This is a genomic window from Abyssibius alkaniclasticus, from assembly GCF_020447305.1.
Classification (GTDB): Bacteria; Pseudomonadota; Alphaproteobacteria; order Rhodobacterales; family Rhodobacteraceae; genus Abyssibius; species Abyssibius alkaniclasticus.
On the sequence record NZ_CP095732.1, the window covers coordinates 2278687 to 2291384 of the forward strand.

At 61.3% G+C, this 12698-nt stretch carries 9 protein-coding genes and 2 tRNA genes; 9 read left to right on the forward strand and 2 right to left on the reverse strand.

All coding sequences use genetic code 11. The annotated features are described in order from the left end of the window. Nucleotides 1-111: 111 nt before the first annotated feature. The 3 genes from LGT41_RS11370 to LGT41_RS11380 all read left to right on the forward strand — a co-directional run bounded on the left by LGT41_RS11370 (nt 112) and on the right by LGT41_RS11380 (nt 5385). Entirely contained in the window at nt 112-3555 is a 3444-nt protein-coding gene (locus tag LGT41_RS11370; protein WP_274127004.1) for a pyruvate carboxylase, read from the forward strand. Nucleotides 3556-3693: 138 nt separating this feature from the next. Then, the gene (locus LGT41_RS11375; RefSeq protein WP_274127005.1) at nt 3694-4443 is read left to right on the forward strand and encodes a hypothetical protein; all 750 of its coding nucleotides are present in this window, start codon (nt 3694-3696) and stop codon (nt 4441-4443) included. A gap of 84 nt (nt 4444-4527) precedes the next feature. Further along, complete coding sequence (locus tag LGT41_RS11380; RefSeq protein ID WP_274127006.1) at nt 4528-5385, forward strand: NAD(P)H-binding protein; 858 nt, start codon at nt 4528-4530, stop codon at nt 5383-5385. On the opposite strand, the gene LGT41_RS11385 is transcribed toward LGT41_RS11380, so the two are convergent. Next, nucleotides 5382-5978 carry a DUF2306 domain-containing protein gene (locus tag LGT41_RS11385; protein WP_274127007.1) on the reverse strand — a complete coding sequence of 199 codons (597 nt, stop codon included), beginning with the start codon at nt 5976-5978 and terminating at the stop codon, nt 5382-5384. The two genes, LGT41_RS11380 and LGT41_RS11385, sit on opposite strands and share 4 nt — an antisense overlap. A 76-nt stretch (nt 5979-6054) precedes the next feature. On the opposite strand from LGT41_RS11385, the gene LGT41_RS11390 reads away from it, so the two are divergent. The 4 genes from LGT41_RS11390 (at nt 6055) to LGT41_RS11405 (ending at nt 9444) form a co-directional block, all read left to right on the forward strand. Beyond that, nucleotides 6055-6645, forward strand: coding sequence for a TetR/AcrR family transcriptional regulator (locus tag LGT41_RS11390; protein ID WP_274127008.1), 591 nt, complete (start codon nt 6055-6057; stop codon nt 6643-6645). A gap of 56 nt (nt 6646-6701) precedes the next feature. After that, nucleotides 6702-7499, forward strand: a complete 798-nt coding sequence (locus LGT41_RS11395; protein ID WP_274127009.1) for a metallophosphoesterase — start codon at nt 6702-6704, stop codon at nt 7497-7499. Nucleotides 7500-7570: 71 nt separating this feature from the next. Next, a tRNA-Gly gene (locus LGT41_RS11400) sits at nt 7571-7645 on the forward strand. Between the two features lie 278 nt (nt 7646-7923). Beyond that, complete coding sequence (locus LGT41_RS11405; protein WP_274127010.1) at nt 7924-9444, forward strand: PKD domain-containing protein; 1521 nt, start codon at nt 7924-7926, stop codon at nt 9442-9444. 135 nt (nt 9445-9579) lie between these two features. Here LGT41_RS11405 and LGT41_RS11410 read toward each other — a convergent pair whose 3' ends face one another. Then, nucleotides 9580-10788, reverse strand: a complete 1209-nt coding sequence (locus LGT41_RS11410) for a M24 family metallopeptidase (RefSeq protein ID WP_274127011.1) — start codon at nt 10786-10788, stop codon at nt 9580-9582. Between the two features lie 145 nt (nt 10789-10933). On the opposite strand from LGT41_RS11410, the gene LGT41_RS11415 reads away from it, so the two are divergent. Then, nucleotides 10934-11008 (forward strand) — tRNA-Gly (locus LGT41_RS11415). Nucleotides 11009-11288: 280 nt separating this feature from the next. After that, a complete protein-coding gene (locus LGT41_RS11420; protein ID WP_274127012.1) occupies nt 11289-12656 on the forward strand; it encodes a glutamine synthetase family protein in 1368 nt (455 codons plus the stop codon). The last annotated feature ends 42 nt before the right edge of the window (nt 12657-12698 follow it).

Here is a 12698-nt window from a genome sequence, read left to right on the forward strand (position 1 = left end):
GCGTTGCGCAGCTTTTTATGCTGCACTGCAAAAACCACGTTGTCAGGCGGGGCGCTGCTCGCTACAAATACGGCGGCCCCGACATCATCCAGCTTGCGGAGACTGCAGCCCATGAAGCACTTCCAGAAAATCCTCATTGCCAACCGCGGTGAAATTGCCATCCGCGTCATGCGCGCGGCCAACGAGATGGGCAAGAAAACCGTGGCGGTCTATGCCGAGGAAGACAAGCTGGGCCTGCACCGCTTCAAGGCCGACGAGGCTTACCGCATCGGCGAGGGGCTTGGCCCGGTCGCGGCCTATCTATCCATTGAAGAAATCATCCGCGTTGCCAAAATGGCTGGCGCCGATGCCATCCACCCGGGCTATGGTCTGCTGTCGGAAAACCCCGATCTGGTCGATGCCTGCGATGCGGCTGGCATTACCTTTATCGGCCCGAAGGCCGCCACCATGCGCGCCCTTGGCGACAAGGCCAGCGCGCGGCGCGTGGCGGTGGAGGCGGGCGTGCCGGTCATTCCCGCAACCGAGGTGCTGGGCGATGACATGGCAAAAATCGCCGCGCAGGCCGAGGCGGTCGGCTACCCGCTGATGCTCAAGGCAAGCTGGGGCGGGGGCGGGCGCGGAATGCGCCCCATTCTTGGCCCCGACGAGTTGGTTGAGAAGGTGCGCGAAGGCCGCCGCGAGGCCGAAGCCGCCTTTGGCAATGGCGAGGGTTATCTGGAAAAGATGATCATCCGCGCCCGCCATGTGGAAGTGCAGATTCTGGGCGACCGGTTTGGCGGCATGTATCATCTTTGGGAGCGTGACTGCACCGTGCAGCGCCGCAACCAAAAGGTTGTGGAACGCGCCCCCGCGCCCTATCTGAGCCAGGAACAACGCGCCGAAATCTGCGAACTTGGCCGCAAGATCTGCGCCCATGTCGGCTATGAATGCGCCGGCACGGTCGAATTCCTCATGGATATGGATACCGGCAATTTCTATTTCATCGAGGTGAACCCCCGCGTGCAGGTGGAACACACGGTCACAGAAGAAGTGACCGGCATCGACATCGTGCGCGCGCAAATTCTGCTGGCCGAGGGCGCCACCATTGCCGATGCCACCGGCAAACCAAGCCAGGACGATGTGAAGCTGAACGGCCATGCCTTGCAATGCCGCGTCACCACCGAAGACCCGCAGAACAATTTCATCCCCGATTATGGCCGTATCACCGCCTATCGCGCGGCCAATGGCATGGGCATCCGGCTGGATGGCGGCACGGCCTATGCCGGTGCGGTCATCACGCGGTTTTACGATTCACTGCTCGTGAAAGTCACCGCTTGGGGGCCAACGCCGGAAACGGCGATTGCGCGGATGGACCGGTCCTTGCGCGAATTTCGCGTGCGCGGCGTGTCCACCAACATCGCCTTTGTGGAAAACCTGCTCAAGCATGAAAGTTTTCTGAACAATACCTACACGACCAAGTTCATCGACACGACACCGGCGCTGTTTTCCTTCAAGAAACGCCGCGACAGGGCGACCAAAATCCTAACCTATCTGGCCGATATCACGGTCAACGAACACCCCGAAGTGGCGGGCCGCGCCCGGCCCCATGCCGAGGCGCGCGCCGCACGCCCCCCGAAGCTGCGCGTCGAGACCGCACCCTACGGCACGAAAAACCTGCTCGATGACCAGGGGCCGCAGGCCGTGGCCGATTGGATGCTGGCGCAGAAAAACCTGCTGCTGACCGACACGACCATGCGCGACGGGCATCAATCACTGCTGGCCACGCGGATGCGCAGCCATGATATGATCAATATCGCCCCCGCCTATGCCGCCAATCTGCCGGGGCTGTTTTCTGTTGAATGCTGGGGCGGGGCAACCTTTGATGTCGCCTATCGCTTCTTGCAGGAATGCCCCTGGCAGCGGCTGCGCGATCTGCGCAAACACATGCCCAACCTGCTGACGCAAATGCTGCTGCGCGGCGCGAACGGCGTGGGCTACACCACCTATCCCGACAATGTCGTGCAGAAATTCGTCGCCCAGGCGGCGGCATCCGGCGTCGATGTGTTCCGCGTGTTTGACTCGCTCAACTGGGTGGAAAACATGCGCGTGGCAATGGATGCCGTGCTGGAGTCCGGCAAGATCCTCGAAGGCACGATCTGTTATACCGGCGATATTCTCGACCCGAACCGCGCGAAATATGACCTGAATTACTACATCACGATGGGCCGCGCGTTGCGCGATGCGGGGGCGCATATCCTTGGGCTGAAGGACATGGCCGGTCTGCTGAAACCCGCCGCCGCCAGCAAGCTTGTGCGCGCCTTGAAAGACGAAATCGGCCTGCCGGTGCATTTCCACACGCATGATACATCGGGCATTTCCGCCGCCACCGTGCTGGCCGCGGCCGAGGCGGGCGTCGATGCGGTTGATGCCGCGATGGACGCCTTCGCCGGCGGCACCTCGCAGCCCTGCATGGGCAGCATCGTTTCGGCCCTTGCCAATACCCCGCGCGATACCGGCCTGCCGATCGATGCGATCCGCGAAATCTCCGATTATTGGGAGGCCGTGCGCGGCCAGTATACCGCCTTTGAAAGCGGCATCGGCGCGCCTGCTTCCGAGGTGTATCTGCACGAAATGCCCGGCGGCCAGTTCACCAACCTCAAGGCACAGGCCCGCAGCCTGGGGCTGGAGGAACGCTGGCACGAGGTTGCCCGCACCTATGCCGATGTGAACGCCATGTTCGGCGATATCGTCAAGGTCACGCCAAGCTCCAAGGTCGTGGGCGACATGGCGCTGATGATGGTCGCACAGGGCATTACCCGCGCCGAGGTCGAAGACCCGGCGGTTGAGGTCGCCTTCCCGGAGTCTGTCATCGATATGATGCGCGGCAATCTTGGCCAGCCGCCGGGGGGCTTCCCGCCCGCGCTGATTGCCAAGGTGCTGAAGGGCGAAAAACCCAATACCAACCGCCCCGGCGCCGCCGTGCCAGCGGCCGACCTTGAAGCCGTGCGCGCCAAAATATCAAGCGAACTCAACGGTTTCGAGGTCGATGATGAAGACCTGTGCGGCTATCTGATGTATCCCAAGGTCTTTCTCGACTATATGGGCCGCCACCGCGATTATGGCCCGGTGCGCACGCTGCCCACGCGCAATTTCTTTTACGGAATGGCGCAGGGCGAGCAGATCTCGGTTGAGATCGACCCCGGCAAAACGCTCGAAATCCGCCTGCAAGCCCTGGGCGAAACCGGCGATGACGGGCAGACCAAGGTGTTTTTCGAACTCAACGGCCAGCCCCGCACCATCCGCGTGCCCAACCGCAAGGCCGCCGCCACCACCAAGGCCCGCCAGAAGGCGACCCTGGGCGATGCCAACCAGGTCGGCGCGCCCATGCCCGGCGTGATTGCCACCGTCGCCGTAACTGCGGGCCAGGCCGTGAAGGCGGGCGATTTGCTGCTGACGATCGAGGCGATGAAGATGGAGACCGGCATCCATGCCGAGCGTGATTGCACAATCAAGGCGCTGCATGTCACCCCCGGCGCGCAGGTCGATGCCAAGGATCTGCTCGTCGAGTTCGAATAGGCGCAGCCGGCAAATCAAACACCCCGAAAGCGCGCGCATTGCCGCCGGTTTTTGCGGCTTTGTTTGACGATTTGGCCAAACTGGTTCAGTTTGATCATGATCGGTGGCTTTTCTGGCCTATTTGGCGCGCATGAATTATTGGGGAATATTATAAAAACAGCTTTTCTTGCTTCTGCCGCAATTGCGGCATTACTGGTTACAAGCGCCAATGCGCAATCTGTTGCATTTGGCGGCGATGTCAGCGCATCCTATGTCAGTCGCAGCTACGGCGGCGGCGGTGAAGACCGCTACCAGTTCAACGGTTCGGTGGTTGCGGGGTTTGGCGCGTTTGGCGCGCAGGTCGATCTTGGCACACAGTCCTATGCCGATGGCGACGGGTTCGACAATATGACCTATGCCATCCATGCTTTTTACGCGGTCAACCCCGCGCTGACAATCGGCGCCTATTTCGGCGTGGATGACTGGGCCGCTGGTAGCAGCGATGATGATTATTTTGGCATCGAGGCGAAATTCACACCCGGCGGTTCTGCCTCCCGCATCGAGGTGGAAGCCTTTGTCGGCTGGTATGAAGATATAGTCAGTGACTACGGCGCCAATCTGATTGGCCTGTCGGGCAGCTATGCAATCACCGACAATATCGACCTGTTCGGGGGCTATCTGATGGGTAATTGGGGCACTTCCGGCAACCGCGTTAATTCCTATGACGTGCTGACAGCCGGTGCTGCCTATAATTTCGATACCGGCCTGTATGTTGCGGCCGCCTATCAAAGCTACGTCTATCCGGGCAGTTCGGGCGACTATACGCTGCAACTGCAAGTCGGCTACCAGTTTGGTGGCGGCCAAGTGTTTGGCGGGCGCAGTTACTACACGCTTTATCCCGGCGATTGATCAACGCGCATGGTCGCAGCCCTGCTTCAGGACAGCCGCGCGCCGCTTGGTGCCGCTACGCCGCATGTCGGGCAAGGCTAGGCAATGGCCGCGCCGCGCCTGTTGATAACCGGTGCCAGCGGCAATATGGGCCGCGCGCTTCTGGCCGAACTTGCGGCGCGCAACGTGGCCGTGCGTTCGGCGCTGCGCGACCCGGCCGATGCGCGTGATGCGCAGGGCGATACGGTTGCGTTTGACTTTGAAAACCGCAGCACCTGGCCCGCAGCCCTTGCAGGCATAAGCGCGTTGTTCTTGCTGCGCCCGCCGCCCCTGTCCGATATGAAGGCCACGCTCATCCCGTTTTGCGACGCGGCCTATGCGGCGGGGGTGGCGCAGATTGTGTTCCTGTCGGTGGTCGGGGCCGATACCAAAAAATGGGTGCCGCATCATGCGGTGGAAAAGGCGCTGGCGGGCCGGCCTGCCACCATTTTGCGCCCCGGCTTCTTTGCCCAGAATTTCGCCGATGCCTATCGCGAAGATATTTGCGCCGACAACCGTATCTATGTGCCCGCTGGCAAGGGCAGGGTCAGCTTTGTCGATCTGCGCGACGTGGCCGAAATCGCCGCCGACGCGCTTTTGACCCCGCAAAACCATCAGGGCGCCGCCTATAACCTGACGGGCGCAAGCGCCGTGGGGTTTGCCGAGGCGGCGGCCATGCTCTCGGCCCTGCTCGCGCGCCCCATCCGCTATGTTCCCGCCTCGATGCTTGGCTATATCCTGCATCAGCGCCGTCGCGGCAGGCCGTGGATGGCGGCTTTCATCCAAACCGTGCTGCATGTCGGGCTGCGCTTTGGGGCCGCCGCCACGCCGGATGCAACGCTCGAAACCCTTCTTGGCCGCAGGCCGCGCAGCCTGCACAGCTACCTTGCCGATCATGCGCAGCTTTGGGCGCCCAAACCCTAGCGCCGCCGCAGCCACCATTCTGCAAATATCAGGTTCGGCAGCCAGGCGCTCCAGGCCACCCAATTCGAGGCCAGCTCATAGTCCATGCCCGCGACCATCTCGAAAAACGGCAGTTGCAGGCGCAGGGTGACGGCGGCAAAGGTCAGCGCGTAGCTGCGGACCATCCAGCGGCGATGCGCGGCAATCCGGCGGCTGCGGATATGCCAAAGCGCCAGCCCGGTGGTGCAAAGCCAGAGCAGCGCCAGCACCACAAACCCGGCCTGTGCCACCGCCCCGCCGGGCGCTGTATAGCCAATCACCAGCCCGGCCAGTGCCGCCACCAGAACGGCCAGCACATAGATGCGCCCCATTGCGCGGTGCAGGGCAGGGCGGCGCGCCCGCAGGCTGGGCCATAGCTGGAACACGCCAATGGCCAGCGCAAGGGGTGCGGCAACGATATGGGCCATCAGCACGGTTCTGCGCTCTGCCAGATGCACCAGCATCCCCGGATAGGCCAATTCCATATCCAGCAACAAAAACCGATAGGCGGTCAGCGCAATCAGCAGTGCAAATGCCGCGGCCAGCCAACGTGTAATATTCAATCCCAGGCTCATATCTGTCTCCCTAAAACTTTACACTGTAAAGATAGCATTGGCTTGACACTGTCAAGATAAAATTTTATGCGGTCACATGGCCAAGAAACCCCATCATCACGGCAATCTGCGCGCCGCGCTCATTCAGGCCGGCATTGCGATTATCGAGGCCGAGGGGCTGGGCGCGCTGACGCTGCGCAAGGTTGCGGCGCGGGCGGGCGTGTCTCATGCGGCACCCGCGCATCACTTTGCCGGGCTTGCGGGGCTGAACATTGCGCTGGCCAGCCAGGGCTGGCAGCTGTTCACCGCCGAGATGGAGGCGCATCGACAGGTGGCCGCCCCTGAACCGCGCGCGCAGCTTGTGGCCATTTGCGAAGGCTATCTTGCCTTTGCCGACAAGCATCCCGGCCTGTTCACCCTTATTTTCAACACAGATCTTGGCCCGTATTGCGACGAAGGGCTGAATGCGGCCTCTGATGCCGCCTATCATGTGCTGCAAGCGGCCTGTGCGCCCTTTGCGCCGGTTTCGCCGCGCCCCGGCAGCACCGAGGCGATGATCTGGGCGCTTGTTCACGGGCTTGCCTGCCTGCGTGTGGGCGGCCATACCGGCGCAAACGCCCCGCCCGAAGCGCCCAAACCGGCCCCCTATCGCTTTGACGAGATTCTGCCGCCGCTCCGCCTGAAATAGCCTTGCCGCGCCCCGGCTGTGCGGGCTAGCGTGGCGCAAAATTTTGGGGTGCCTGCATGAAGCTCATCGTTCTGTCCGACATTCACCTCACCGTCGAAGGCCGCCCGATCATCGGCATCAACCCGTCCGAGCGGCTCGATTTGGCGCTGGCCCATGCCGGCCGGCACCACCCCGATGCCGCCCGCTACGTGCTGCTGGGCGACCTTGCGCATCTGGGCCAGAACCGCGCCTATCGCGCATTGGCGGGCCGCATGAACGCGCTTGGCAAACCCTTTACCCCCATGCTTGGCAATCACGACAATCGCGAAAACTTCCGCAAAGCCTTTCCCGACGCGCCCGATGATGGCGCGGGCTTTGTGCAATCGTATCTGGATACGGCAACCGACAGGCTGATCTTCCTCGACACGCTGCACCCCGAAGCAACCCCGCACCATTCCGGCCATTTGTGCGCTGCACGGCTTGGCTGGCTTGAACGCGCGCTCAACGGGGCAGGGGGGCGGCGCATTTCGGTCTTCATGCACCACCCGCCCCTTGCCGTTGGCTTTCCGGGGATGGATGCCATCGCCCTTGCCAACCCTGCCGATTTCTGGGCCATCGCCAAAGGCAAAATCGCGCATCTGTTCTGCGGCCATGTGCATCGCACCATATCCGGCCAGACCCACGGCGCCGGCTTCAGCATTTTCAAAAGTCCCGCCCACCAGATGCCGATGGATATGACCAGCGCCGATTCCGCCCTATCCGTGGCCGAACCCGGCGCCTATGGCATTATCCTGCTGAATGACGACGCCATCATCGCCCATAGCGAAGATTTCACGCTGAACCTTGCCTCCGAGTCCGACCCGGCCAGCGCATAATTTCACCTTCAGCCCGCAATTCCCCCTTGCGGTGCGGCGCGCCATTGGTTACATCCGCGCTACCCAAGGAAGCGGGCGTAGCTCAGGGGTAGAGCATAACCTTGCCAAGGTTAGGGTCGGGCGTTCGAATCGCCTCGCCCGCTCCAATTTTCAAAAACGGCCTCCGGTTTCGGGGGCCTTTTTTGTGGCATCGCTTCATTAGCTTTTGTCAGCGGCGCAAAATTGCGATAGGCATGGCTATACTGCGCCTTGATTTAACGATCGCGCCAATGGTTCCAGCGTAATCTCTCCGGCATGGATCGCAAGCAACTGCGGCGTTACGGATGTGTCCATTTCTTCCTATATACAGGCTAACCCGAGCGTCAGCTTTGCCGATCACAGCGAATTATGGCTCTCCTTTCAATATACCGATCCGGATGATGGTTTGGTCCATTACGCTACATCGGCGGCACAGGGGCAAACCGGCACCACGGTTTTTGTAACAAATACAACCACCGCCCCGGCCCCGACCGAGGCGTCCTTCACCTTCACGCCCCCGCCACAAACGCTGCCCGCCGCCATTACCTTTACCGATACAACGCCGCAATTGGCCGACCGGATTGTCACAAGCAGGTTTTGGGATTTTGGTGACGGCAATACCAGCACGGCCGCAAACCCGACCCATAGTTACGCTTCCTACAACACGTTCACCGTGGAACTCACAATTTGCGATACCTATGACTGTGATACCGAAACGCAGACCCTGACCATCGCCGAACCCGATACAACCGCGCCCACCACCACCATTTCGGGCCTGCCCGCAACCGTTTCCGGGCTGGACCCGATCAGCCTGAGCGTGGAGTTTGATGAAGATGTCACAGGGTTTGAACCCGGTGACGTGGCCATCAGCGGTGCAACCGTCACCAGCTTAACCGGCGGGCCGGCCAGCTATACGCTTGTCATCACCCCAACGGGTGCGGCGGCGATCAGCGTGCAGGTGCCTGCCGGGGTAGCAGCCGACGGGGCCAGCAACCCGAACGAAGCCTCCAATCTGCAAACCGCCACGAACGCGCTGGCGGGCGATACCTCCGCGCAGATTTCATCCTTCATGCAGGCGCGCGCGCGTAACCTTATCGCCAGCCAGCCCGGCCTTTTGGGCGTTGTCCGGGGCGGCGGGCATTTCACGGCCGATATTACTTCGGGCACTGGTGTGTTCGATTTTTCCTCCGACATGTCGCGCAACCTCTGGTTCCAGCTGCGCGGGAACTGGTCGACCGCCGGCACGCAATCCGACCAATATGTGTTCGGCGTGGTTGGCACACACTACCAGCCGTCTGAAAACCTCTGGCTGGGGATGATGGCGCAGTTCGACGATGCGCGCAGCCTTGACGGTGTGGCCGAAACCGCGGGCTGGGGCTGGCTTGTCGGCCCCTATATCGTGGCCCAACACCCCGAGCAGCCGCTTTATTTCGAGGCTTCGGCGCTGTTTGGGCAAAGCTATAACAGCGTCAGCCCGCTTGGCACCTATTCCGACGATTTTACCACAACCCGCCTTTTGGCCACCGCCCGCGTAACCGGAGAATATGACACCGGGCGCGCCGTGCTGTTTCCCAATATCGGGCTGGTCTACACCTCTGACCGCCAGCACGCCTATACCGACAGTCTGGCAAACCTGATCGGCGCGCAAAGCATTTCCATGACCGATTTTTCGGCCGGGGTCGATTTTGAACTGCCGCTCAACGTATCGGCGGGCCAGCTCACGCTGACCGGCGGTGCGGCCGCGCATTATACCGCCGTTGTCGGGAGTGTGTCACCCTATGAAGGGTTCTCGGCCAGCACCGCGCTTGGCCTTGCCTTTGCCACCCAGGGCGGGGCGCGCTACGAGGGGACCGCGCGCTACGAGGGTATCGGAAATTCCGGCTACGAGGCCTACGGCGTGACCTTCGAGATGAGCCTGCCGTTTTAATGCTTCATTAGGGTTTGGGGGCTGTTTTTTGCGCGCAAAAACGCACCAAATGCACCCGAAACAGGCCTTAACTGCCCCGAAATGCACGAAAATGCGGTTACAATGTAACCGTAATCCGGCGTTTTTGGCTTGAAGTTACACTGTAACCCCGAACGGGTCATCCACACTATGCGCCGGTTCGGTGAACCAGGCAGCGCCCTCGGCTGTCATGTAAATATGGTCCTCCAGCCGCACGCCGAATTCGCCATAGGAACAGATCATCGGCTCGTTGGAAAAGCACATGCCCGCCGCCAGCCGCGTGTCGTTTCCGCGCACGATATAAGGGTGTTCATGCACATCCAACCCGATACCGTGGCCCGCACGGTGCGGCAGGCCGGGGGTGGAATAATCCGGGCCAAGCCCGCCCGCCTCGATTATCGCGCGCGCGGCATCGTCAAGGCTGGAACAGGGCGCCCCGATTTGCGCCGCATCAAACACCGCCTGCTGCGCGGCCTTTTCCAGATCCCAGATCTCGCGCTGGCGCGCCGTTGCACTGCCAAACACAAATGTGCGTGTAATATCAGATAGATAGCCGTCAAGCTCGCCGCCCATATCGATCAGCACCATATCGCCCTCTTGCAGGGTTTGCGGATAGGGCACACCATGCGGATAGGCGGTTGGCGCGCCAAACAGGACAATATCGAACAGCAGCCTTGAAAAGCCCATTCTGGCATGGGCCGCGTGCAGAAAGGCGGCGACTTCGGTGGTGGTTATTCCCGCGCGCAGAATGCTGGCAGCCGCCTTATGCACCAGCAAGGTCGAGTCCATCGCCCGCTTGATCAGCGCGATTTCCTGCGCGGTCTTGATGATCCGGCACCCCGAGGTGACGGCGCCCGCTTCGACAAGTTCCAGCCCCTCAGCCGCCGCCCGAAACCCTTCCGAGGTAAAGAACGGGGTGTGTTCATCCAACCCGAGACGCCCCGAAATGCCCATAGCCGAAAGCGATTCCATGACCACCAGTGTCGGGCTGTCATGTTCATCCCATTTGATGATTTCGCCTTCGATGCTCAGCATCGTTTTCAGCTTTTCCACCTCGAAAGTGGGAGATACGTAAAGCGGTGCGCCGTCTTGCAACAGCACGGCGCCGTGCAGGCGTTCGGACGGGCGAAAGCTGAGCCCGGTGAAATAGTTGAGGTTGGTTGAAGCATCGAGCCAGAGCGCGGCAATGTCATTGCTGCGCATCAGCTCCTGCGCGCGTTCAATGCGGGCAAGGCGCTCGGGCGTGCCGATGGGTTCAGCCAGGCGCGGCAGGGGGCTGAGCCCGGCAAGGGCTGCGTCGATTGTCGTGCCGCCAATTCCATTCATCGGATACCCCCAGATTTGCGTTGTGCGCAGATCATAACAGCAGGGCGGCAATGTCAATTGCAGCAGGGGAAAGCCGGGGCAAACTTTTGCAAAAATCTGCTTGAACCGCTGCGCCGAACGCGCTAAATCCGCGCTACCCAAGGAAGCGGGCGTAGCTCAGGGGTAGAGCATAACCTTGCCAAGGTTAGGGTCGGGCGTTCGAATCGCCTCGCCCGCTCCAATTTTCAAAACGGCCCTCGCGTTGCGGGGGCCGTTTTGCTTTTGGACTGTGGCAGGGCTGCTTGTGCGCCGGGGCGAACGGGGGCGGTTGAGCGATTGCGCCTGTCTTGCCAGGCGTTTGCGCAACAGCACAATATCCGGCCGAGACGCGCAAAAACTGCCGTAAAATGCAAGTTGGCATTCGACAAGCCGCTGATTGGGGTTGTAGTTTCAGGCCTATAGGCCCTGTCACTGCAATGGTGGCGTTGGGGCGGGCTCAATTGTGAAGTAGAAAGTTGATCATGACCGACACGCCGGAAGCACTGAATAATGACATTAGAAACTGGCTTCAGGAGCGGCCCGAAATAGAGTCTGTCTTTGCCTGTGTATGCGATCTGAACGGCATCATGCGCGGCAAACGCCTGCCGATTGAAAAGGCCAAGTCGATCATGGATGACGGGCTGCGCCTGCCGCTCTCTATCCTGAGCCTCGATATCTGGGGTGAGGATATCGAAAATAACGAGCTGGTCTATGAAACCGGCGATTCCGACGGGATTTGCGAATATACCCGCCGCCCGATTGTGCTGGTGAACTGGACAAGCCGGCCTTCGGCCCTGGCGATGTTCTGGATGAATACCGAAGATGGCGCGCCGTTTCCGGGCGACCCCAGGCGCGCCTTGTCGCGGGTTGTCGAGCGTTACAAGGCGCGCGGCCTTACGCCGGTTGTAGCAACCGAGCTGGAATTTTACCTTTACGACCCGACGAGCAGCGAACCACAGCCCCCGCATTCGCCCGTAACCGGCAAGCGGCTGGATTCAGACGGGGCGCTGTCGCTTGACGAGCTGGAGCATTTCGACGCGGTGCTGAACGACATTTACGATGCCTGCGCCGAACAGGGCATTCCCGCCGATGCGGCGATTTCGGAAAACGGCGCCGGGCAGTTCGAGATCAACATGGTGCATGTGGCCGACCCGTTGCAGGCCGCCGATGATGCGGTTTTGTTCAAGCGGCTGGTGCGCGGCATTGCCCGCAAGCACGACCTTGCGGCCACCTTCATGGCCAAACCCTATGGCGACAGGTCGGGGTCGGGGTTTCATGTGCATTTTTCGCTGGTCGATGCCGCGGGTGTGAACCTGTTTGACAGCGGCGGCGAACTGGGCACGCCGCTGATGGAAAACGCCGTGGCCGGGCTGTTGGCCACCATGCAGGAAAACACGCTGACCTTTGCGCCGCACGAAAACTCGTATCGGCGGCTGTTGCCCGGCGCACATGCGCCCATCAACGTTGCCTGGGGCTATGAGAACCGCACGGCGGCCATTCGCATTCCCGGCGGCAACCACAAGGCGCGGCGCATCGAACACCGCGTGGCCGGGGCCGATGCCAACCCCTATCTGGTGCTGGCCAGCATTCTGGGCGGCGCGCTGATCGGGATCGAGGGCGACATGAAGCCCGCCGCCCCGATCGAGGGCGATGCCTATTCCATGAAGCTGGACCATCTGCCGCTGGACTGGGCCACGGCAATTCAGGCCTTCAAACGCGGCACGCATGTGCAGGAGATTTACTCCAAACGCCTGCAAACCATGCTTGTGGAATGCAAGATGCAAGAGCTGAAGCGCTTTGCGCGGGCGGTGACCGATTTTGAGTATGACAGCTATCTGGAGGTGGTCTGAACCACAGGCTGCGATGGCTTTGTCATATGCCAGGGACAGGCA